This is a genomic window from Paenibacillus sp. 23TSA30-6, assembly GCF_014858585.1.
Classification (GTDB): Bacteria; Bacillota; Bacilli; order Paenibacillales; family Paenibacillaceae; genus Paenibacillus.
Genome location: NZ_SLTL01000027.1, coordinates 1 through 23,812, shown reverse-complemented (window position 1 = coordinate 23,812; position 23,812 = coordinate 1). Strand labels below are relative to the sequence as shown.

The 23,812-nt window shown below is 46.4% G+C and carries 17 protein-coding genes; 14 read left to right on the top strand and 3 right to left on the bottom strand.

What is annotated here, in order from left to right; genetic code table 11:
- The first annotated feature begins 33 nt into the window (after positions 1 to 33).
- The 9 genes from E0698_RS20745 (at position 34) to E0698_RS20705 (ending at position 11,797) form a co-directional block, all read left to right on the top strand.
- Entirely contained in the window at positions 34 to 1,314 is a 1,281-nt protein-coding gene (locus E0698_RS20745; RefSeq protein WP_134912229.1) for a murein hydrolase activator EnvC family protein, read from the top strand.
- A gap of 205 nt (positions 1,315 to 1,519) precedes the next feature.
- Positions 1,520 to 2,986 carry a S41 family peptidase gene (locus E0698_RS20740; protein WP_192512780.1) on the top strand — a complete coding sequence of 489 codons (1,467 nt, stop codon included), beginning with the start codon at positions 1,520 to 1,522 and terminating at the stop codon, positions 2,984 to 2,986.
- A 166-nt stretch (positions 2,987 to 3,152) separates the two neighbouring features.
- Entirely contained in the window at positions 3,153 to 4,463 is a 1,311-nt protein-coding gene (locus E0698_RS20735; RefSeq protein ID WP_192512779.1) for a serine protease, read from the top strand.
- 176 nt (positions 4,464 to 4,639) lie between these two features.
- Entirely contained in the window at positions 4,640 to 5,197 is a 558-nt protein-coding gene (locus tag E0698_RS20730) for a class I SAM-dependent methyltransferase (RefSeq protein WP_134912232.1), read from the top strand.
- A 197-nt stretch (positions 5,198 to 5,394) separates the two neighbouring features.
- Positions 5,395 to 6,327 carry a DUF5643 domain-containing protein gene (locus E0698_RS20725; protein WP_192512778.1) on the top strand — a complete coding sequence of 311 codons (933 nt, stop codon included), beginning with the start codon at positions 5,395 to 5,397 and terminating at the stop codon, positions 6,325 to 6,327.
- A gap of 212 nt (positions 6,328 to 6,539) precedes the next feature.
- Positions 6,540 to 6,923: a hypothetical protein gene (locus tag E0698_RS20720; RefSeq protein WP_192512777.1), complete on the top strand. Its 384-nt coding sequence runs from the start codon at positions 6,540 to 6,542 to the stop codon at positions 6,921 to 6,923.
- Between the two features lie 353 nt (positions 6,924 to 7,276).
- A complete protein-coding gene (locus E0698_RS20715; protein ID WP_134912235.1) occupies positions 7,277 to 7,390 on the top strand; it encodes a glycoside hydrolase family 48 protein in 114 nt (37 codons plus the stop codon).
- Between the two features lie 28 nt (positions 7,391 to 7,418).
- A complete protein-coding gene (locus E0698_RS20710) occupies positions 7,419 to 7,601 on the top strand; it encodes a hypothetical protein (protein WP_192512776.1) in 183 nt (60 codons plus the stop codon).
- 128 nt (positions 7,602 to 7,729) lie between these two features.
- The gene (locus E0698_RS20705; RefSeq protein ID WP_192512775.1) at positions 7,730 to 11,797 is read left to right on the top strand and encodes a glycosyl hydrolase; all 4,068 of its coding nucleotides are present in this window, start codon (positions 7,730 to 7,732) and stop codon (positions 11,795 to 11,797) included.
- 624 nt (positions 11,798 to 12,421) lie between these two features.
- Here E0698_RS20705 and E0698_RS20700 read toward each other — a convergent pair.
- On the bottom strand, positions 12,422 to 12,793 hold the full coding sequence (locus E0698_RS20700; protein WP_192512774.1) for a helix-turn-helix domain-containing protein: 372 nt from the start codon (positions 12,791 to 12,793) through the stop codon (positions 12,422 to 12,424).
- A 254-nt stretch (positions 12,794 to 13,047) separates the two neighbouring features.
- Between E0698_RS20700 and E0698_RS20695 the strand changes: the two genes are divergently transcribed.
- The gene (locus E0698_RS20695; protein WP_192512773.1) at positions 13,048 to 14,448 is read left to right on the top strand and encodes a DNA-binding protein; all 1,401 of its coding nucleotides are present in this window, start codon (positions 13,048 to 13,050) and stop codon (positions 14,446 to 14,448) included.
- A gap of 262 nt (positions 14,449 to 14,710) precedes the next feature.
- A complete protein-coding gene (locus E0698_RS20690) occupies positions 14,711 to 14,935 on the top strand; it encodes an aspartyl-phosphate phosphatase Spo0E family protein (protein ID WP_134912244.1) in 225 nt (74 codons plus the stop codon).
- Between the two features lie 236 nt (positions 14,936 to 15,171).
- On the opposite strand, the gene E0698_RS20685 is transcribed toward E0698_RS20690, so the two are convergent.
- Complete coding sequence (locus E0698_RS20685; RefSeq protein ID WP_149095613.1) at positions 15,172 to 15,984, bottom strand: OmpA/MotB family protein; 813 nt, start codon at positions 15,982 to 15,984, stop codon at positions 15,172 to 15,174.
- On the bottom strand, positions 15,968 to 16,795 hold the full coding sequence (locus E0698_RS20680) for a flagellar motor protein (RefSeq protein ID WP_192512772.1): 828 nt from the start codon (positions 16,793 to 16,795) through the stop codon (positions 15,968 to 15,970). The genes E0698_RS20685 and E0698_RS20680 overlap by 17 nt, the downstream gene beginning before the upstream one ends.
- A gap of 208 nt (positions 16,796 to 17,003) precedes the next feature.
- Here E0698_RS20680 and uvrB point away from each other — a divergent pair, with 208 nt between their 5' ends.
- From uvrB to E0698_RS20665, 3 genes are all read left to right on the top strand, one after another.
- Positions 17,004 to 18,995 carry an excinuclease ABC subunit UvrB gene (gene uvrB / locus E0698_RS20675; protein WP_149095614.1) on the top strand — a complete coding sequence of 664 codons (1,992 nt, stop codon included), beginning with the start codon at positions 17,004 to 17,006 and terminating at the stop codon, positions 18,993 to 18,995.
- 171 nt (positions 18,996 to 19,166) lie between these two features.
- A complete protein-coding gene (gene uvrA, locus E0698_RS20670; RefSeq protein WP_192512771.1) occupies positions 19,167 to 22,028 on the top strand; it encodes an excinuclease ABC subunit UvrA in 2,862 nt (953 codons plus the stop codon).
- A gap of 415 nt (positions 22,029 to 22,443) precedes the next feature.
- Positions 22,444 to 23,649 carry a hypothetical protein gene (locus E0698_RS20665; RefSeq protein ID WP_223264353.1) on the top strand — a complete coding sequence of 402 codons (1,206 nt, stop codon included), beginning with the start codon at positions 22,444 to 22,446 and terminating at the stop codon, positions 23,647 to 23,649.
- Positions 23,650 to 23,812: the final 163 nt, after the last annotated feature.

Genomic DNA, 23,812 nt, shown 5'->3' with positions numbered 1-23,812 from the left:
TGTTATTTTGCGATAAAGGATGGGGAGTGCAAGTTGAAAAAAACAGGATCTGTGTTGGCCGCTACCCTGGTAGCCGCATTGCTAATCCAGCCTTCTGACGGATATGCCAAAAGCATGCATGAAATCAATTCGCAACTGAATCAATTGGAAAAGCAGGCCCAATCTGCCAAGCAACAGCAGGAAAAGGCGGCTCAAGATAAACAGTATGCCCAACATTACAAAAATAAAACCGTGCAAAACCTGAAAATTGTACTCGACCAGATTAACAGTGTCAGCGACCAGTTGACTCGTGTAGCGGTTCAGATTGATCAAACCGAAGATAATCTGCGTGCAACCAAAAAAGATTTATCTGAAGCCATTGACCGCATTCAGGCACGTGAAAAGATGCTGGAAACCCGTGTGCGCTTGATGTATACGGACGGAACGGTCTCGTATATGGACGTGCTTATGTCTTCGGCCAGCTTTAGCGATTTCCTCAGCCGGGTGGATTCCCTGAAAACGATCGTGGAGCAGGATCAAATCCTGTTGGACGAGCATAAAAAGGACAAGGCTCTGGTCGTAAGCAAGAAGAAGCAGCTCGACACAGAATATAAAAATGCCAAGAAGCTGTATGCGCTCAAGCAGGACGCCAAAGTAGAACTGAATTCGAAGGAAAAAGAGAAGCAAAGACTGATTGCCAATTACGATCATGATATTGCTGAGTCAGATGAAATCAGCGAAGAGCAAAATGATATGCTGGTAGCCCTTGCTAACAAACGTGTGGGTCTGGTGCAGCAGAAAAACAAGCTCAGAGCGGAGCAGGCTGCCAAAGCAGCACGCGCTAGAGCGGCTGCACGTGCTGCTGAAGCCAAGCGATATGCTTCTTCTTCAGGCGCCGGCTCGAATTCCAGCCATGCGGCAGCCAGTACGTATACGGGCGGATCAGGCACATTGGCTTTACCTGTATCCCATTACCGACTCTCATCTACTTTTGGCATGCGGGTACATCCGATTACCGGCAAGCTTAAAGGCCACACAGGCATTGATATGGCGGCTCCGCAGGGAACCGATATTCATGCAGCAGAAGACGGTGTTGTCATTGTTGCGGAGTGGTGGAGTGGCTATGGAAACACGGTTGTGATTGACCATGGAGACGGGCTATGGACCCTGTACGGACATATTCGCAATGGTGGTACGGTGGTGCGTACAGGACAGACTGTGAAACGCGGTCAAAAAATTGCAGAAGTTGGTTCGACGGGCAATTCCACGGGACCTCACTGTCATTTTGAGGTGCGCGAGAATAACAAACCCGTAAATCCGATGAACTATTTATAGTAGATAAGGTAAGCCCTATTTGTAACCAATTCGGTTGTAAATAGGGCTTTGCTTTAATAGCTGTATTCCCGGTGCAGAACAGGTGCATTGAGACACGGAGTAGGATACAATTAACATATTCCGTACAAGCTAGACGTATACTGCGTGGATGGTTATGCGTTGTGAGGATAGGAACCAAGATAAATAGAAGGCGGTGGACGATTAGATGTTGAAAAAAAGTACAGCGGTACTCTTGATGGTGATCGGGCTGCTAGGCGGCAGTCTGCTCACTTTTGCTTATACTGGAGCGACGACAGTGGGAAACAGCGCTCTGGGCGAAGGACTGCTGGCGAGTGTGACAGGTAGCAGTTCCACCTCCAGAAGTGATATCCGTAAAATCGAGACAGCGATGGATCTGATCCAGGGGCAATATTATCAGAACGTCGACCGTACCAAGCTGGTGGACGGAGCCATCAACGGTATGATGGAATCGCTCGACGACCCATATTCCTCTTACATGGGCAAAGAAACAGCACAGCAGTTTGAACAGTCCATTGAAGGCTCCTTTACCGGAATCGGGGCCGAGGTAGCGGCAGAAAACGGAAAAGTGGTCGTGGTAACGCCAATTAAAGGCTCTCCGGCTGAGAAGGCAGGACTGCGCTCCAAGGACATTATTTTGTCCGTTAACGGTGAAACGCTAGACGGATTGGATCTGAACAAGGCCGTTTCCAAAATACGTGGACCTAAAGGCAGTCAGGCCAAGGTTAAAATCCAGCGTAGCGGCTCTCCTGATCCGTTGGAATACACCATTACCCGTGACAGCATTGATATGGAAACCGTGACGGCTCATATGGAAAGCGGCGGTGTAGGTGTAATCACGATTACCCAGTTCTCCTTGAATACAGCAGATCGTTTCAAAGAAGAACTCGCAAAGCTGGAAAAACAAGGGCTTAAAGGACTCGTCATCGACGTGCGTAATAACCCGGGCGGCGTGCTTTCCGTCGTGATTGATATTGCACAGCAATTTGTACCTGCTGGCAAAACGATTGTACAGGTGGAAGACAAAAATCAGAAGCGCGAAGAAGAGAAATCCAAAGGATCAAACAAGAAATATCCGGTGACACTGCTCATGAATAAAGGTAGCGCAAGCGCGTCCGAAATTCTGGCAGGAGCTCTCCAGCAATCGGCTGGCGCAGTATTGATCGGGGAAAATTCCTTTGGTAAAGGTACTGTACAAACCAGCTATGACAAGCAAATGGGCGACGGTAGTCTGCTCAAAATCACGATTGCCAAATGGCTGACGCCAAATGGAACGTGGATTCACAAAAAAGGCATTAAACCGAATATTGCGGTGGATCAGCCTGAATTCTTCACAGCAGCGCCACTCAACAAGGAAAAGCCGTTGAAATACAATATGAATAGCGGCGATGTGAAAAATGCGCAAATCATTCTGCAAGGCTTGGGCTACAAGCCGGGTCGCGAAGACGGCTATTTTGATAAAGTGACGGAAAGCTCCGTTCTTGCTTTTCAAAAACAGGCGAAGCTGACGGCTAACGGTGTGATTGATGCGAAGACAGCGGCGGCGATGGAAGCCAAGCTGATCGAAAAAATCCGTGATCCGAAAAACGACAATCAACTCAAGCAGGGGATTGAAGAGATTCGGAAGGAAATGAAGACGAGCGCAGCGAAATAATAATAAGGGCTACAACAAAGGGGGCTGGAAACAGCCTCCTTTTATTTTGGGATTTATTTGCAGTCTGCCGGATTGTCTTCCCTACGTTGGCAATTTCATATAGAATAAATGGATATGAAATGTACGTGATCCGCTAAACAGCGGGCCAGGGGCATAAGGAGTGTGAATGAACTTGGAATGGGCTTTACAATGGGGATGGAGCGTTCTAAATGCTTGCTTGTACCTGCTTTTGCAGCCGTTTTACTATATCTCGATACTCATTGTCGCGCTTGGCTATCGTCGGCAAATGCTGCTGGAGCGCAAGCTCTTTCATACCAAGCTGCATAATTGGGCGGGTGAGACGTGGCGTGTGGTCTGGAGTGGTCTAATCGCGGGGCTGGCCCTGTCCGCTCTGGGAATGTTCGTAAGTATCCATCTGACCTCGGCTTCTATCGTTTGCCTGTGGGTGACCACATTGCTGCTTATGCTGGTACGCGTGCGTTACCTGTGCCTGGCCTATTCGGTGGGCCTGCTGGGTGTAGCCCAGTTTGCTTTGAACGTGGCAGAAGGCTGGCAGCCTGTGGGAGCGCTTGGAGCATCGGTGGCAGCCATCCGTGGATTAGATATTCCGGCGTTGCTGGTGCTGGTTGCTGTGCTGCATGTGGCTGAGGCGCTGTTGGTTCGCTGGCAGGGAGGAAAAGCCGCAACGCCACTGTTCGTGGAGGGCAAGCGGGGAAGGCTGGTCGGAGGCTATCGAATGGAAGACCTCTGGCCCATTCCGTTGATGCTTCTGGTTCCTGTTCAGGGAGGTTTTACGCTTCCGTGGACGCCGCTGTTTGGTGATGGATCCGGATATATGCTGGCAGCCTTGCCTGTCCTAATGGGCTTCAGCAGCGTGACATTAGGCCAATTGCCACGCCAGAAGGCGGTGCTAACGTCTAACCGCCTGCTTCTCTACAGCGTAGCCTTGCTCCTGCTAGGCCTGCTGGCGGCGTGGTGGAGTCCGCTGGCGCTGGTGGCAGCGTTGTTCTCCTTCCTGGCCCATGAGGCGCTGATCTGGTACGGCAACATGGAGGAGAGCCGCCTCAGCCCTATGTTTGTTCATCCGGAGCAAGGGCTGCGTGTACTGGCTGTGCTGCCGGATAGTCCGGCGACGGCGATGGGCATTCTGCCCGGCGAGGCCATTTACCGCGTGAACAGCGTCGTCGTGAACAGTCGTAACGAGCTGCACCAAGCCTTGCGGATCAACTCCGCTTTTTGCAAGCTGGAGGTACGCAATCTTCAAGGTGAGAGCAAGTTTGTGCAGCGCGGCATGTATGATGGCGATCACCATCAGTTAGGAGTCGTGCTTGCACCGGATGCGGACGCGAATTGGGCCGTATCCATACATCCTGCCTCGATCTACCGGATTATTGCTATGCGCTTGGGCGCACGGCGGCGTAAAGGTGGACAGGCATCCAAGACGGAGAGTCCAAGTTTGGACACGATAGAAAAATAAAGAGTACAGCAAGAGGGCAGTTCTATTTGGCTAGATTTGAATAAGGCTGTCCTCTTTTTATATTCAGACAGTAGCCTGCTTGAAATGACTATTATGATCGAGATACAATGAATATGTAATGCGATATCTTGATGAACCGAATGCCTATTATGTGTGTCAAGCAGGGAGAGGGAAAGATGAATGCGATTCACTTTATTCGAGAGTACATCAGGCATCCACGTAGCGTAGGTGCTATCATACCAAGCTCAAGACAGTTGGCCAAGCAAATTGCCACACCGATTTTTTTTGACCAAGCATCGTGCATCATTGAGTACGGTGCAGGTACCGGTGTGTTTACGCAAGAACTGATTAAGAACAAGCGCCCGGATACACTACTGCTAGTGATTGAGGCCAATGAATCGTTTTACAAAACATTGCAAAGCAAGTACGGGCACTTGGAGCAAGTACACGTCATTCATGGATCGGCCGAGCATGTAGCCCGGTATATGAAACAGTATCATGTATCAAAAGTGGATTACGTCGTATCAGGACTCCCTTTTACCAGTTTACCAGCCGCTTTATCCAGCCTGATTTTGGGACAAACGGCCGAAGTATTGGGTCAGGAGGGCAAATTTATTACGTTCCAGTACAGTAAGGTAAAACACAATTTTTTTCGTACTTTCTTTGGTGACATCCAAATCAAAAAGGTACATTACAACGTCCCGCCCGCCTATGTTTTCACTTGCAGCCTGTAATCGGTCAGCTATGTAGAGGATTAGAATAGATACGAATGTGAAGATACGGATTTCCATGAGAAGACCTGGTCAGCGTCATTAAGATGTTGAAAAGGTCTTTTTTGTTGAGCGTTTTGGAAGAAAATTGTAACGCATGGCCCTTTCAAATGATCTAATAGATAGGCAACTTGAAAGGAGGACTCCTTTGAATATCGAGAATGAGGTACAGTGTCTTGCAATTGGCTGGTAACTGGGGGATTTCAACAGCAGGCGGGAGTGCATTTATGCGAGCGGGTGACTTGGGACTTCAGAAGGCCGAAGAAGCAGGTCTTGTAACAAAAATGGCGGCCAGCAGCACTCATAACGGAACCCAGCTCCGTATCTCGCAAGTTGCTTATGACGGTGTGCGTATGGCTTTGACACTGGAAAGTAACCGGGAGGACTTGGGCACAACGCTGCATGAACGAATTGAAGATATTACGTTATGGTGCAATGGCAAACCATTTCAATTTGATGGTCCTTCGCTAATTACTAACTCTGGAGGCACATCAGGTTCCGTCATCATTTATTATACTGATTTGGAGAGAATGTACTCGACAGGCAAAGGACTTCCTGACCAATTTAAACTAACGGCAGAAATACAAATTACAGGAATAAAACAGCCCTTTAAGCTTGAATTACCTGTACAAAAGATTCCTTCTAAAAACTTGGTGCTCACGCCTCGAATGGAGAAATCTAATGATTTTACCCGTTTGGTTGTGGAAAAATTAGAGATGACACCGATGTCTACCATGATCGTGACCAAGACCCATTACATAAGCTCTGGCCCGACTACGTATGGGAGTGAGGCATACGGGTATGGACTGGCTATGAATACACTGGGTTACGCGGTTTTGGATGATGAGGGGCAGGAACAACAATGGGTTACTGGGGATTCAGGAGGACGTCCCGGAACTAAAACAAGGACAGGTATTCACCAAATCCTCGTAGCTCCCTTTAAAAAAACACCGAAATTCATCACCATTAAACCCTATTTTAATGTAACCGGGCCGGGAGGCAAACCTGTATACGATGAACAAGGAAATTCGAAAAGAACATACCTGCCTGAACTGGAAATGAAAATTCCAATCGGAGAAAATAAGCTCAAGTAAGGTTTGAGTTTGAGGTAGATACGGAGAACTCTTCGGATGAAGTAGATCTGGAGAGTTCTTTCCGGAGATATAGGGATATGTTAAAATGCAAAATTTGTTTAAGGAATCATATTTTAAAATGGGACTTAACCTATATATTACATATGCTGGAACCTGTTAGATTTTGTGCGATTCAACGATAAATCTGAACTTTTGTTAAAGGAGATTTATATATGGTAAAACCGCTGATGTTCATGCGTTGGTGTGAGTATTATGAATTAAGTGATCGTGAGACAGATTTTATATCGTTTTTTATGATGAATTTCTCGGCTGCCCGATCAGGCAACCAACCAAAGCTTAGAGAGCAATTTATCGAAATTCAGAAAAAAACCTTTCCTGAATACCCGTTTGATATCACCCCGGAGGAACTGGATTATCCCAAATTTGAAGGACTGATGAGACAGGTGTTGAAAATTCATTTTGACACGGCGGAACTGCTATACTCCTTCTATCTTCAAAAGCTGTGCGCCCCCTTGGCAGAATACATTTTATCCACTGGAGAGTCAGAGCCTGCACGCATCTATTATAAGCTTATTCAAAAGGACAAGGTACGGTAGGGGAGATGGGTGTGAATCAACAAGAGTTTCTGAATAGATTGAAGAAGAATGATGAAAATATTGAAAACGGTTTAAGTATTCGTAAAAGCATTGGAAGGCAATGAAGGTTCCATTTCCCTCCAGTAAATAGCTGCTACTGATAAAGGAAAATGTGATTCTTCTACACCAATATCGCAATCCATAGGTAAATACCCAAGCTTGTTTTTCCTCAGGCAATTCAAATGTGTGTGAGTTTATTTCTGTTAAACATATATCGTTCTTAAGCTCTATATCTAGGGAGAGAAATAGTAGCTAGAACAACTTTGCAGCGAATTCATGTTCTACTATATGGCTATATAGAATAATCTTTGGATATGGACCTTCCGTCCAACAAATGGTTCGATATGCAGGCTTGGTCGGTAGAACGTATAGCAGAGCTGTACTATTACACATTTGTCAACAAGAAGCCGGTAACGGTATTACCTTGATGCAAACGGCAAACCCATCATGTGCGGTGTGAATACGGCTGTTGCAACACTTGTAGATCCGGGCCAATTCTGGATTTCGGACGGAGAGGAGAGTGTAGTCAACCGGATACTTGGAGCTTCGACTGGCGAAATTCAAGCGTGTATCAACAAAAACGAGTGGACGAACTACAATGTGGCAGATGAATACTCCTACGATCCTACAAAAAATTAGTTTGCAGATTAGAGTAAGGTGACGCTGTACCAGAACGATAAACTCGTTTGGGGTTAGGAGCCTTAAAGCCTGACGGAGCGGCACTCGTATGGGTGCCGCTCTTTTCAAATTTAAAGGAGGAAAGCGGCATGAAGGTGAAAAATAGTAGCAGTAGTATTTTGTCCAAGCGTTCCAAATGGCTGCCTGTCGTCATGGCATGCACGATTATAGTAGGGGGGGCTCTACCGGCTCCAACTGTAGTTCACGGTCAAACGGCAAAGACCGTTACCATTAAAGTCGATACATCCAAGGATCGTAAGCCTATTAGTCCTTATATATACGGTACGAATCAGGATTTGGCAGGCGATGAAAATCTGGCTGCCAGAAGACTTGGTGGCAATCGAATGACCGGCTACAATTGGGAAAACAACATGTCCAATGCAGGAAGCGATTGGCAGCAATCCAGCGATAACTATTTATGCAACAATGGCGGTCTGACAAAAGCCGAATGTGAAAAGCCGGGAGCGGTGACAACTTCGTTTCATGATCAATCGCTGAAGCTTGGCACTTATTCTTTAGTCACGCTGCCGATGGCCGGTTATGTGGCCAAGGATGGAAACGGAAGTGTGCAGGAAAGCGAACAGGCCCCTTCCGCTCGTTGGAATCAGGTCGTAAACGCCAAAAATGCGCCGTTTCAACTGCAGCCTGATCTGAATGACAATCAGGTTTATGCAGATGAATTCGTCAACTTTTTAGTGAAAAAGTACGGCGCTGCTTCAACAAAGACGGGTGTGAAAGGATATGCGCTCGACAATGAACCCGCTCTCTGGTCGCATACGCATCCGCGCATTCATGGTGAAAAAGTCGGAGCGAAAGAATTGGTAGATCGGTCGGTAAGTTTATCGAAAGCTGTTAAAGCGGTTGACGCGGGTGCGGAGATTTTTGGGCCGGTTCTTTACGGTTTTGGCGCCTATACAGATCTTCAAACTGCACCTGATTGGAACTCTGTAAAAGGAAACTACAGTTGGTTCGTGGACTATTATCTGGATCAAATGCGTCTCAGCTCGCAAGCCGAAGGCAAGAGATTGCTGGATGTTTTCGATGTACACTGGTATCCCGAAGCGATGGGCGGAGGCATACGAATTACAAATGAGGTAGGCAACGACGAAACGAAGAAAGCCAGAATGCAAGCGCCTCGTACTTTGTGGGATCCGACCTACAAGGAAGATAGCTGGATCGCTCAATGGAACAGCGAATTTTTGCCTTTACTGCCTCGATTGAAGCAGTCGGTGGATAAGTATTACCCGGGAACCAAGCTGGCTTTGACCGAGTATAGCTACGGGGGCGAAAATGATATTTCCGGCGGTATCGCTATGACCGATGTGCTGGGCATCTTGGGCAAAAACGACGTTTATATGGCAAACTACTGGAAGTTAAAGGATGGTGCCAACAACTACGTTAGTGCCGCTTACAAGCTTTATCGCAATTATGACGGAAAAAGCTCTACTTTCGGTGATATCAGCGTTAATGCGCAAACGTCGGATATTGCCAATAGCTCGGTGCATGCTTCCGTAACGGATGCATCCTACAAAGAACTGCACCTCGTTGTCATGAATAAAAGCATGGACAGTGCATTCGACGCCCAATTCGATCTTTCCGGCGAGACGACTTACGGTTCCGGTAAAGTATGGGGCTTCGACAAAAATAGCTCGCAAATTAAGGAAGCAGCGCCAATCACGCAAATTTCAGGCAACCGCTTCACCTATACAGTACCGCCTTTGACGGCTTATCACATCGTGTTGACTGCCGGCAATGATACGTCTGTGCCACCTGGGGAAGGTCCTGAAAGCTTTGCGCTGAGAGCTGAGGCTGGCGATGGGAAAGTCGATTTGTCCTGGGACGCTTCCAGCGGAGTTGTAGGTTACAGTGTACAGCGGGCAACGTATGAAAACGGTCCTTTTACTGCTGTAGCATCCAACTTGATCGAAACGTCTTATACGGATACGAACGTAACGAACGGCACTTCTTACTATTATAAAGTAACCGCAAAAACAAAGGCGGGAACGAGCGAATCCAATGTCTTGAAAGCGGTTCCGAGGACGCCTGTAGACGGTCCTGTTCGCTATGAAGCCGAAGACGGCACGCTGAAGGGAACAACTGTGGAATCCAGCGGGACCGGATTCTCAGGTACTGGTTACGTAACTAATTTCCACAATGCAGGGGATTCCCTGACGATGACGATCCAGGCAGAGGCGGCAGGCTTGTACAATCTTGCAATCGGCTACCGTTCTCCTTATGATGACAAACGCACGAATTTCTCCTTAAACGGCAAAGCGTCTGGCGAACTGGTGCTTTGGAAATCGGCTGATTTTAAAGAAACTTCCGGTGGTAAGGTTCTGTTGAATGCAGGGGCGAATACGATCGGTTTTGAAACGGGCTGGGGCTGGTACGATATCGACTACGTCAAGCTGGAGCCTGCTGCTGACCGTCCACCGCATGCGGTAACCAAATCGCTCATCAATCCGAATGCGACGGTAGAAGCAAAAGCATTGATGAACTACCTGGTTGATCAATACGGGAAGAATATGCTTTCCGGTCAAGAGGATATGCCCGAAATTGATTGGCTTCAAGCAAATGTAGGTAAGAAGCCGGCTATTGCAGCGCTTGACCTGATTGACTATTCGCCAAGCAGAGCGGAACACGGTCTTAGTTCCACAGAGACGGAAAAGGCGATTGAATGGGATAAGCAAGGGGGCATCGTTACCTTTGCATGGCACTGGAACGCGCCGAAAGGTCTTATCGATACGCAAGGAAAAGAATGGTGGAGAGGCTTCTATGCCGATTCGACTACATTCGATATAGAATATGCGATGAATCATCCAGAGTCCGAAGATTATAAATTGCTTATTCGCGACATCGATGTGATTGCAGGGCAATTGAAGAAGTTGCAGGATGCGAAAGTTCCTGTCCTGTTTCGTCCTTTGCATGAAGCGGAAGGCAAATGGTTCTGGTGGGGCGCCAAAGGTCCTGAGCCTGTTAAAAAATTGTATATTTTGATGCACGACCGTTTGACTAATAAGCACAAATTGAACAATCTGATTTGGGTTTGGAATTCTGTTGCTCCGGATTGGTATCCGGGAGACGAGTATGTGGATATTTTGAGCTTTGACTCTTATCCGCAAGCAGGCGACTACAGCCCGCAAATTGCAAAATATGAAGACCTTGTTACATTGGGCAAGGACAAAAAGTTAGTTGCCATGAGTGAAAACGGACCTATCCCGGACCCTGATCTGATGAAGGCGTATCAAGCCCATTGGAGCTGGTTCGCTACATGGTATGGGGATTTCTTGAGAGACGGCAAACAAAACAGTCTTGAGCATCTGAAAAAAGTGTATAATCATCCGAACGTCATTACGCTTGAAAAGCTCCCGACTAACTTAAAAACGTATGGTATTACCGAGCAGCCGTCAGAACCGGGCAGCTTCACGCTGAACGCAGCGGGCGAAACGGCGAAAGTAAAGCTGAGCTGGACAGCATCGGCGAAGGCGGTAAGCTATGAAGTGAAGCGTTCGACGGCTGAAAACGGCGCGTTCGCCACAGTAGCGAGCGATGTATACGGAAGCAGCTACACCGACACAGCCGTAACGGCAGACACGACGTACTACTACCAAGTCGTAGCGAAGAACGATGCAGGACAAACGGTTTCGAACACGGCTAGCGCAGCGCCGAAAGCGGATGTTCAGCAGCCGACAAAGGGACTGTTGCTCCAGTATCGCGCAGCGGATACAAATGTGAACGACAATAACTTGAAGCCACATTTCCAAATTTTAAACAAAGGTACAACCTCCGTACCGATCAACGAGTTGAAAATTCGCTACTACTACACGATCGACGGCGACCGCGCGCAGACATTCAACTGCGACTATGCGATGCTGAGCTGCTCAAAGCTGAATGGTAAGCTGGTTAAAATGGATAAAGCTGTAACCGGCGCTGATTATTATTTGGAAGTCAGCTTCAACTCGAATGCAGGCGTGTTAGCACCTGGAGGAAGCACGGGCGAAATTCAAACCCGTACTCATAAAACAGACTGGTCGAACTATAACGAAAGTGACGATTACTCGTATAAAGGCACGCAGACTTCATATGCTAATCATACAAAAGCTACGTTGTATCATAATGGCGTACTTGTTTGGGGAACCGAACCGACAGCTAATTAAGACAAGCGTCCGTTATACGGCAACATGTGAATCAACCGATTATTTGCGCCGATGGGGAGAGCCAGCACTGCGGGGTTCACTAGCTGATCAAACGGCTATGAATGGCACACTCAAGTTTGGAGAATGGGAGATCCCGCCATTTTAAAATTATATAAATACCATCACTGAAATGAGCAGGGGGATTTAGTATCCCACCTGCTCCTTTTTGCAGAAAATATTAATGAATTTAGGTACTTGCGTACAAATATTTCTTACTATCATACAAATTATAATCTGATGACCTATTCTCACTTTTTTCTTGAGCTTAGTCGCTACTATTTTAATAAAGGGAGCTACTCTGAGGCGATAGATAGTATGCTAAATAGTCTCAAAGCATCCTCACAGTTAAATGATAAGGCTTACTATATCAAGTCCATCACGTTATTGTTTGAGAAATATAAGGATCATTCGACACATGAACAGCGGACAGAATATGAAAAAGTGATTAAAGCAGTGGAGTGTAACATTAAGCAGATGACTTCTTAGAACATAAAAGGGCTATGTAACCTACTACTAAGGTAGAGTAACATAGCCCTTTTGAAATATTATGTTCATGACCAATCAGGAAAAAGTTAATTTTTTTCGTTATTCGCTGGACTCATCGGGGTTACTTGCTGTAAGCCCGCTTTCTGAGGAAGTGAACAGTTCCTTCAATATCCGATAAGCTTTATTTTGATCGGCTTCATTCTTTTGGGAGAGTAAATGAACACATTCCCATATCCAAGGCTGACTTCGAAGCTCCTCATATGGGTTGAAGTCAAAAAATGCAAATACGTTTGTTTCCAGCGCTTCGGCTATTTTCTCCAAAGTTTTAATCTGTACATTGACCTCACCGCGCTCCAATTTGCCGATATAGGAGCCTGTTGAATCGGATGCTTCCGCCAGTTGTTCTTGTGTAATACCACGCAACGTCCGAAATTGGCGGATTTTCGCTCCTATGAGTTTTGTTGTTTCCATAGACATCCACACTCCTATAGTATGAGTGTAGACAAAGGTAGATCAAGCGTGGAGGTAATTGTATTACCTAAATAGTATAATATTAAGTTCTTGTAAAGACTATTAAACATACATTAAATTCCAATATATATTAAAACGATGTAAAAAAGGGGTTGACCATCATCCAGTTTATTCATATAATTTCTAGTATATTGTAATTGTTTGTCGAGGAGGGTGATTTCAAAAATCATCTGAATATGCCGGGGGGTGTTTTAATGGAAAATACAACCACGATTCGCTCGGAGATTGAAAAAGAATTAAAACTTGGTGGTTACACTTTTAATAGTTTTGGACAAGCTACGGGTCTTAATCGGGGCATATTTAGTGCTATGCTTAACGGAAATCCGCCTAAACCTATCTCTGTAAGACAAATGGATTTGATTACTAAAGCGCTTAACTATCCAGAGGACTGGTTGTATGACCTATACGTAGATGAATGCTTTTACGATGGAAGACCTCATTGGAAAAGAGTTAAGCCGTTCCTTATTCGTTGTGTTGAAGTGGGAAATCTGAGGTGTGTGGAGAAAGTACTGTCACGGTTAATGGAGGATCTTAATCACATTCCAACGATCTTTTCTTTAGCAGAGGAACTGTACGAAAAAGGGAAGCTACAGGAGGCCATTCCTTTCTATGAATGTGTCATTGAGAATGAGAAGTATCAACATTCTGAGAGATTGGCAGTCAGCCACTATAAATTGTTTGTTGCTTCGGTAGGCCAAGATATGGAGAGAAACTTGGAAGCCGTACTGAGATTTATTCCTTATCGAAATCGCTTACCAGAGAGTTATCAATTAGATGGAATTTTAAAAATTATCAATACTTATTTTTACCTACATAAATGGGACAGCGTAGAGAAATATGGAGATGAGTTGTGGACTCTTGCCAAAACTGTTTATTTAAATCGATATGAGAATAATGCTAAAAGAAGAGTTAAAGATGACTTTAAAACAGAGAAAAATCTTGTTTTTTATTATGGATATGGCTACCTATCTAAATCTACAGCTCTTCAGAAAATGGAAATGTTTGAGGAAGCACAATCCTATATACAAAACTATGCTGATTTAAGTTGGTTCAAGGGACTTAATTCGGAGGGGGAGCAATATGTAAGTATGTTTAGTCTTTGGGCAAAGGCAAACTCTTATACACTGGATATGCTCTTAGGAAAGAGAGAGGTACTAGGTGAATATATTACTTTTCTCAATCAACACCCAGAAGAAAAATTATCTGGCCTTTTAACTATCTTAGAGTCAGCCAATATGTACAACTTTTCAGTAGATTATGTGCTTGAAAGTTTTTCAGCAGAGATTGATCAATTTAAATTTCTTGACGACGTAAAGAATAGAAACTATTATTGTTGTTTTTTATATCAAAGGGCAATTTATGAGTATAAGAATAACAGATTTGAAAAAGGCACAAACTATGTTCTGGACTGTCTTGCCTTATCATTAATTAGTCGGAATGATAGCGACTTTAAGCAATGTGTTGCATTATTTGAAGTCTATAGAGAGTTTGCGACTAGTGAGCAAACGAAAAGATATGAAAATATAATTAAGGAGGTGAATATCTATGAAAAAAGGTTATTCGATGGTACTAGCCTTAGGTATTCTATTCTTTAGTATATTCCCTTTATGTTATCCAATTAATGCAGAGCATTCTGATAGAATTATACTATTTAATCATGGTATGGGTTAAGTTTCATAGATGGACATAAGATTCATGAAAAAAATTCACACACTCCAGGTCAATCCCTAGGGATTGACTTCTTTGATTTATCCCGTTAAAGGGATGAAATGGGTTTTATTATATTATTAACCTATAGGGAAGGTATCAGCTTGTAAACTAACTATAAATACCATACCAAACAGGAGGTTTGTTGATGTGAAATTGAAAGAATTGGAGGATTGCATCGAAGAAAAGCGTAAGGAATTAAATGATTTGGCGAAAGAGGTGGGATTGAAGGATCGACAGGTGTTGATCAAGTCTATGGAGTTGGATCGGCTCCTTAATTTGTACAGCGATTGGAAATATAGCTACCACAAGCAAAGCATCTCCACAACTTCACCAGTGCGAGAGAAGCAACACGAGTTAGCCTTATCTTATTGAGTTTCCAGCATCATGACCAGACTTTACTTAATTTCATCTTGGGCTTCTAATACATAGTGGGGATATAGACTTAAACAAAATAATCTCTCTCGTATCTCGTACGCCGCTCTATACAACGCTGTTCGTACGGTTTATTGTTCTGCGTCACATCAGAGCGGAAGCCATCTAGAACGATGATATCTATCTAAAAAAACCTCCCGGTTCACGTTAAGTGTGACTAAGGAGGTTTTTGGCATTTACTGTTGAAGCTGGCGCAGTACGGTAATTTCGACACGGCGGTTTTTTTGTCGTCCGGCCTCGGTGGTATTATCGCCAACCGGTCGTGTATCGGCATAACCTGCGTATTGAAATTCTGTAGGAGATAATCCTTCTCTGTCTAGAAAGAATCGAAGCACGGATAGCGCCCGTGCCCCTGAAAGCTCCCAGTTGTCCTTGTAGGTCAAAGCGTTCGAAGCGCGTGTAAACGGAATATTGTCCGTATGGCCCTCGATACTGATCGGCGTTTTCAAATCCCGGAACAGACTGGCCAGCTTGGATAACGTGTTTGCAGAGCCTTGCTTGAGTGCAGCCCTGCCCTGATCAAATAAAAAGCGGTCGTTCAGGGTGATGACAATACCGCGCGGCTGATCGGATACGAAAATCTGATCTTGCAACTTATTGTCCGAAATATATTGCTCTATGACACCCATCAGATTTTGCAGTTCTTTTTCCTGCTTGCGAAATGCCTGCTCACGTTCGGTCAGTTTGGTCGGTCCGGCTGCTTTGTTATCGGATGAAGGTTGCTTGGTTGTGGGCGGATTCTTGCTTGTGTATCGGTCCGCCGTACCTGTAATGCCTGAACCTTGCTCTAAAATGGAATCGCCCTTATGGAATGTATCTTGCAGGGATTGGACAACGACTTCGTATTTTTTCGCATCCAGGCTGCTCATAGCGTACATCACGACGAAAAAAATGAGCAGCAGCGTGATTAGATCGGCATAGGTAATCATCCAGCGGTCACGATGGTCCCCGCCTCCTTGACGTTGGCGGCGCTTAGCGCGCGCTCTCATGGAAGTCCTCCTTTGGAGTAGCGTCCTCTGAACGTGAGCGACGAGGCGGCTTAGGCTCCAGATTTTGCTCTGAACGGATAAAGAACTCCAGTTTTTTGCGTACAAGCTTCGGATTCTCTCCGTTTTGAATGGCGAGAATGCCTTGCAGCAGTAAATCCATCGTGACCATTTCACTTTCGCTGCATGCTCTGATTTTGGATGCGATGGGCAGGAAAATCAGATTGGCGCTGGCAACGCCGTATAGTGTGGCGATAAAAGCGACAGCAATGGACGGTCCAAGCGCTGTCGGCTCGGTCAGGCTGCCGAGTACATGGATCAGGCCCATCACAGTACCGATAATCCCCATCGTAGGGGCATAGCCGCCTGCGGATTCAAATATTTTGGCATATCCTTCGTACTTATGCTCAATGGTATCTAACTCGAGTTCCAGAATTTGTTTAATTTGTTCCTGCTCGGTTCCGTCAATGACCAGTTGAAGACCTTCGCGCAGAAATGCATTCGGATGTTCTGAGGAAATACGCTCCAGCGCAAGCACTCCGGATCGGCGGGAGGTGGCTGCCATGGAAACCAAATCTTCAATATATTGCTCGGAGAGGTTGTCCTCACGGCTAAAGGCCATCCGAAGGGCAGCTGGTATGGTTTTCAGCTTGGAGGCGGGATAGCTGATAACAACTGCGGCGAACGTTCCGCCAAATACAATCAGAGCCGATGTACCTTGAAGCAGCCCTGTAAATTGTCCGCCTTCCCATAAGAAGCCACCGATTAATGCTATGATTCCGGCGATGATGCCCAACACGATGGTGATATCCAAAATTTAATTCACTCCTATTCAAGACTTATCGTTTGCATCCAAGGAAAGAAAGAGGTATAATACGGGAACAAACATTCCTATCCAACCATATTTCCCAAGTATCATTGCTCGGGAAATATCGACATAGGTTTACAGGTAAAGACGTTTCAGCTCGACTGTTGTAGAAACATGATGTTTCCATTTTAGACGATAAGGGTGATGCAGGGCAATGAGTGATATCGTTGTTAGCGATAAGACTTTTGAAATTCAGTCGGAATTCCAGCCTCAAGGCGATCAGCCTCATGCCATTCTTGAACTGGTAGAGGGGATTACAAAAGGAAAAAAGCATCAAACACTGTTGGGTGCTACGGGAACGGGTAAGACGTTTACCATCGCGCAGACGATTGCCAAATTGAATCGGCCTACTCTGGTTATTGCACATAACAAGACTTTGGCTGCCCAACTGGCGAGTGAGTTTAAGGATTTTTTTCCGAATAACTCAGTCGATTATTTTGTCAGTTACTATGATTACTACCAACCGGAAGCATACATTCCGTCTTCCGATACGTATATTGAGAAGGATTCCAGCATCAACGAGGAGATTGATAAACTTCGCCACTCAGCCACAAGCTCTCTGTTTGAGCGTCGTGACGTTATTATTGTAGCGAGTGTCTCCTGCATTTATGGTCTGGGTTCCCCGAAAGAATATTCAAGCCTGCTGCTCTCGCTTAGAGTCGGCATGGAGAAACCCCGCAATCAGATTTTGTCCCGCTTGGTCGATATTCAATATCAGCGGAACGATATCAACTTCGTGCGGGGTACTTTCCGTGTACGGGGGGATGTTGTTGAAATATTCCCGGCTTCCCATGGGGAACACGCTATACGGGTAGAACTGTTCGGGGATGAAATTGAACGGATCACCGAGATTAATGTGCTTACGGGTGAATTGATCGGTGAACGTGATCATATTGCTATTTTCCCTGCATCTCACTTCGTTACTCATGAGGATACGATGAAGGTAGCACTGGTCAACATTGAACGTGAGCTTGAAGAGCGGTTAGTGGAGCTGAAGGAACAGGGGAAGCTGCTGGAGGCACAACGTTTGGAGCAACGTACCCGCTATGATATCGAGATGATGAAAGAGGTCGGTTTTTGTTCCGGCGTCGAGAATTACTCAGGTCCACTGACATTCCGCGAGCGGGGGGCGACACCGTATACGCTGATGGATTATTTTCCGGATGATATGCTGATCGTGATTGATGAGTCTCATGTTACGTTGCCGCAGATTCGGGCGATGTATAATGGTGACCAAGCGCGTAAGAATGTACTGGTGGACCATGGTTTCCGTCTGCCATCTGCGCTGGATAACCGCCCGCTGAAGTTTGAAGAGTTCGAGGACAAGGTGAGTCAGATCGTCTACGTATCAGCTACACCAGGCCCCTATGAGCTGGAGAAATGCGAAACGACTGTGCAACAGATCATCCGACCTACGGGACTTCTTGACCCGATCATTGAGGTGCGGCCGAGCAAAGGACAGATTGACGACCTCATTAGTGAAATACGGCTTCGGATGGAGCGTGAGGAACGGGTGCTGGTCACCACGCTTACTAAGAAAATGTCTGAGGATCTGACCGACTATTTAAAAGAAGTGGGTATCAAGGTCAGGTATATGCACTCCGAGATTAAGACACTGGAGCGGATGGCGATTTTACGTGATCTTCGTTTGGGTACCTTTGATGTCCTGATTGGAATCAATCTGTTGCGGGAAGGTCTGGATTTGCCAGAAGTATCACTGGTGACGATTTTGGATGCGGACAAGGAAGGCTTCCTGCGTTCCGAACGTTCGCTCATCCAAACCATTGGACGGGCAGCACGGAATAGCGATGGCCGTGTTATTATGTACGGTGACAAAATTACGGATTCTATGGATAAAGCGATTAAAGAAACCGAACGCCGCCGTGCGATTCAAATTCAGTATAATGAAGACCATGGCATTACCCCGCAAACGATTCGTAAAAAGATTCGTGATGTCATTGAAGCGACCAAGGTGGCCGAGGCACGTAATGATTACCTTCCTGGCGAGACGGGTAAACTTTCCAAGAAGGAGCGTCAGTCGCTGATTCAGCGTTTGGAAGCGGAGATGAAGGATGCCGCCAAGAATCTTCAGTTCGAGCGCGCCGCCGAGTTGCGTGATGCTTTGTTGGAGCTGCGGGCTGATTAAGCTTTCAGGGGCGGCTAGTAGTGCGAACACATTGAAAAAATGAAATGGATGATTGCTTTTGAAAATAGAGAGGGCGGCCCATGCGGTCGTTCTCTTTGCGATATATCACTTGCATGGGGTATTCCATCGCAATATAGCATGACGTGAACTATGGTTAAGGAGATGAAACATTTGGCGAATGAAAGCATCATCATCAAAGGCGCAAGGGCGCATAATCTCAAAAATATTGACGTGACTATCCCAAGGGACAAATTTGTCGTCCTCACGGGGCTAAGTGGCTCAGGTAAATCGTCACTGGCTTTCGATACGATCTATGCAGAAGGACAGCGGCGTTATGTGGAGTCTTTATCCGCGTATGCGCGTCAGTTCCTGGGGCAGATGGAGAAGCCGGACGTGGATTCCATTGACGGACTGTCACCTGCGATTTCCATTGACCAAAAGACTACGAGCCGTAATCCGCGTTCTACTGTCGGTACGGTTACAGAGATTTATGACTATTTGCGGCTGTTGTTTGCCCGAATTGGTCACCCTCATTGTCCTGAACATGGCATTGAAATTACATCACAAACGGTTGAACAAATGGTGGACCGCATTTTGCAATACCCTGAAAAGACAAGGCTGCAAATTTTGGCCCCATTGGTTTCAGGACGCAAAGGTGAGCATAAAACGCTATTCGCGGATATTGCCAAGCAAGGCTTTGTACGGGTGCGTGTCAATGGCGAACTGCGTGAATTGTCCGAAAAGATCGAGCTGGAGAAAAACAAGAAGCATTCCATTGAAGTGGTTGTAGACCGGATCGTAGTGAAGGAGGATGTGCGTACACGTCTGTCCGACTCTATTGAGACAGCATTGAACCTTTCAGGAGGTCAGTTGCTGGTGGACATGATGGGGCAAGAAGAGCTGCGCTTCAGTTCTAATTTTGCCTGCCCGATCTGTGGTTTCAGTATAGACGAGCTGTCGCCGCGGATGTTTTCTTTTAACAGTCCATTCGGTGCTTGCCCGGATTGTGACGGATTGGGCGTTAAAATGGTTGTCGACCCCGACCTGCTTATTCCTGACCCGGAGAAAAGTGTAGAAGATGGAGCATTTCAGGCGTGGAGTGGAGGAACCTCCACCTATTATCCGCAATTTTTGCAGTCTGTATGCGAGCATTATAGTATTCCGCAGAACATTCCTGTCAGCCAGCTGACCACGGAACAAATGAACACCATATTACATGGAACGGGTGACCAGAAGATCCGATTCCGTTATGAAAATGATTTTGGACAACGCAAGGAAGCCTACGTGACCTTCGAGGGAATTATTCCGAATCTGGAGCGTCGTTATCGTGACACAGCTTCTGACGGTATCCGTGAATTTATTGAAGGATTTATGAGCGCAAAGCCGTGTAACACCTGTAAGGGACATCGTTTGAAGAAAGAAACTCTGGCGGTGACTATTCAGGAGCGTAACATTGCCTATGTAACTGATTTGTCCATCGGCGAAGCGTCTCAATTTTTCAAAACGCTGGTGTTGAGTGAGAAGGAACAGTCCATTGCCAATCTCATTTTTAAGGAAATTAACAGCCGTTTGGGATTTCTCGTTAATGTTGGATTGGAGTACCTGACCTTAAGTCGTGCAGCGGGCACGTTATCCGGTGGTGAGGCACAACGTATCCGGTTGGCGACACAGATCGGTTCCAGCCTGATGGGTGTACTGTATATTTTGGACGAGCCAAGCATCGGGTTGCATCAGCGGGATAATGACCGCCTGATTAGTGCACTGGAGCATATGCGGAATCTCGGGAATACGCTGATTGTGGTGGAGCATGACGAAGATACGATGATGGCGGCCGATTATATTATTGATATCGGTCCGGGGGCCGGAATCCATGGCGGAATGATCATGTCACAGGGGACTCCGCAGGAAGTCATGGAAGACCCGAATTCCTTAACCGGGCAATATTTGAGCGGACGCAAGTTCATTCCGGTCAATACCGAACGGCGCAAGCCTACGGATAAGTGGCTGGAGGTCCGCGGGGCTAAGGAGAACAATCTCAAAAATTTGAATGTTAAAATCCCGTTAGGTATTTTCACGGCTGTTACTGGCGTATCCGGATCTGGGAAGTCAACGCTGGTCAACGAAATTCTATACAAAACGCTGGCGCGTGATCTGAACCGGGCCAGAGTGCGTCCAGGTCAACATAAGGAAATTCGCGGGCTTGAAAATATCGATAAGGTCGTTGAGATTGATCAGTCTCCGATCGGCCGCACGCCGCGTTCAAATCCTGCAACCTACACCGGGGTATTTGATGATATTCGTGATTTATTTTCAAAAACAAATGAGGCCAAGGTCCGAGGCTACCAAAAAGGTCGCTTTAGCTTTAACATTAAGGGTGGTCGCTGCGAGGCTTGCAAGGGCGACGGCATTATCAAGATTGAAATGCACTTTCTGCCGGATGTATACGTTCCGTGTGAAGTGTGTAAGGGCAAACGCTATAATCGGGAAACTCTTGAAGTGAAGTACAAAAGTAAAAGTATTGCCGATGTGCTGGAAATGACAGTAGAGGATGCGACAGAGTTTTTTGAAAATATTCCGAAGATTCATCGCAAAATTCAGACGCTGCTGGATGTAGGTTTGGGATATATCAAGCTGGGACAGCCTGCGACTACCTTGTCCGGGGGCGAAGCGCAGCGCGTGAAGCTGGCTTCCGAACTGTATCGTCGCAGCACGGGTAAGACGATTTACATTTTGGACGAGCCGACAACGGGTCTGCATGTTCACGATATTGACCGATTGCTGACGGTGCTGCATCGTTTGGTCGATTCGGGAGAAACAGTATTGGTCATTGAGCATAATCTGGATGTGATTAAAACAGCCGATTATCTGATTGATTTGGGACCGGAAGGCGGTAGCGGCGGTGGCACGATTTTGGCTACTGGGACACCTGAGCAGCTCGTGAAGGTCGAAGAATCCTATACAGGACGGTATTTGAAGCCGATCCTTGAACGGGATACACAGCGCAGCCAAGCGCTTCAGACAGCCGATCTGTAGACATCATTTTATGTAAGTCTTGTAAGCCCCACACAGGTATGGAGGCAGAATACGAATTACCGTATTCATTCCTTTGCCTTGGTGGGGCTTTATTTTGTAAAAAAAGAGAACTTTTATCCAAATCTTGCGTTAAAGCATGTGACACATAGTTTACCAAGCGCTGGAATAATAAATCTATACGTATATTCATCGGCAGAAAGTCTCGGAGCAGTCTCCATTTTGGAGTTTCAAATGTTTGGGCTCGGGCTTGAAGAGGTAAATATATAACTCATGATTGTATAGCATCGCATGAAGTTCCGTGCCCACGTGACAACCATTACAAGCAAGCGAAACCGTCTGTAGTCTTATCACATCTAAGGTTTTTAAAAACATCTCTGAGGTAAAGTCATGAAGGGAGCTGGAACGTTTGAAGGGAATGCGAAACGGGTTTCTACGTACACGTGTTTATTCATGGACAGCAGGAGTTGCTTTAGCGGCATTGGTCATGGGGTTTAGCGCTGTTCCGTCTTATGCATCCGAGGTGTCTGAGGCGGCTGTACCCAAGCAGGCTGAGATTGAAACAAGCGCGGCGATTGGAAGCTTTGAGGATGAAGGGAATCCACACAATTATATTCAGCCCGCAGCGAATGGTGGGTTTCTGGTACTGAACATCGAAGACAACACTGAGACAAGTGTGGCGCATGTCACGTACGGCAAGCTGGACAGCTCGCTGGAGGGTGTGTGGAAACATGAGCTGGATCTGAACGTGCAGCCTGGTGCAAGCAGTAGGGGAGTCCAGCGGGAGACGTCGGATGGTGGCTCGCTGCTGCTTATCGACTATACGAAGCCAGATGGGATACGGGAGTTACAGGCTTCACGGTTAGATGAGGACGGGAATAGCGTGTGGTCCAAAACGTTACAAACGGATGGCTTGGCATCCCATAGACAGAACTCCCTTATAGGTTTGGAACCGCTTGCGGACGGAGGATTTCTTGTATCCTCTCTGAACCGGGCGGAACAAGCATTTACCGTACTCAAATACTCAGAAACCGGTGAGGAGCTGTGGAACCGAACGAAGGACGGGGTGACCTCGGGTTGGCTGGTTGGCAATCACGATGGATATTATGCACTTATGAACAGTCCGCATGGCCCGGTAGGAGTAGAGGCAGATGTGTACGGCCAGGAAATCCGTAATATCCATTTTGACTTGGGCTCTGGTAAAGATATTGCAGAGGTACGGGAGTTGTCCGGTGGCCATATAGCCGTCACAGGGCTTAAAGGGAATAGCAAGCGTACACAGATTTTGAGTAATGGACTACAATTGTTCGGCGATACAGAGGATTATCCGGCCGACCGGGTATATCTGCCGGAGGAACAGGTGTACGTCCAGTTTAGTGACCGATATGATCCGCTGGGGAGCAGCACGAAGATGCATGGGATCACCATCACTGGTTTGAAAGGAAACGGTACGAAGGTTTGGGAAACCACTACTCATTACAAGGAAGATAATTCCTTCGGCATCCGATACGACACGGGACTCATATACAAAATACCGACAGGCTATGCAGTGGTGACATCCACATCCGGCGGGGCCCGAAAACCGATAGTGCTTGATTTTGCGAAAATATGGATACCGGAATAATCCAGGCCACTGAAAAAGTCCCCCAGCTCACCAAAAGAGACAGTTCCTCATTTTTTTGAGGAGTCTGTCTCTTTTTTTCGGTATAGTTGAAGTATCTTATCCAAGGTTGGTGATCCCTGTGCTCCCGAAACAGCAGAGCTTTTTGTTGAGTCCGTATACAGAA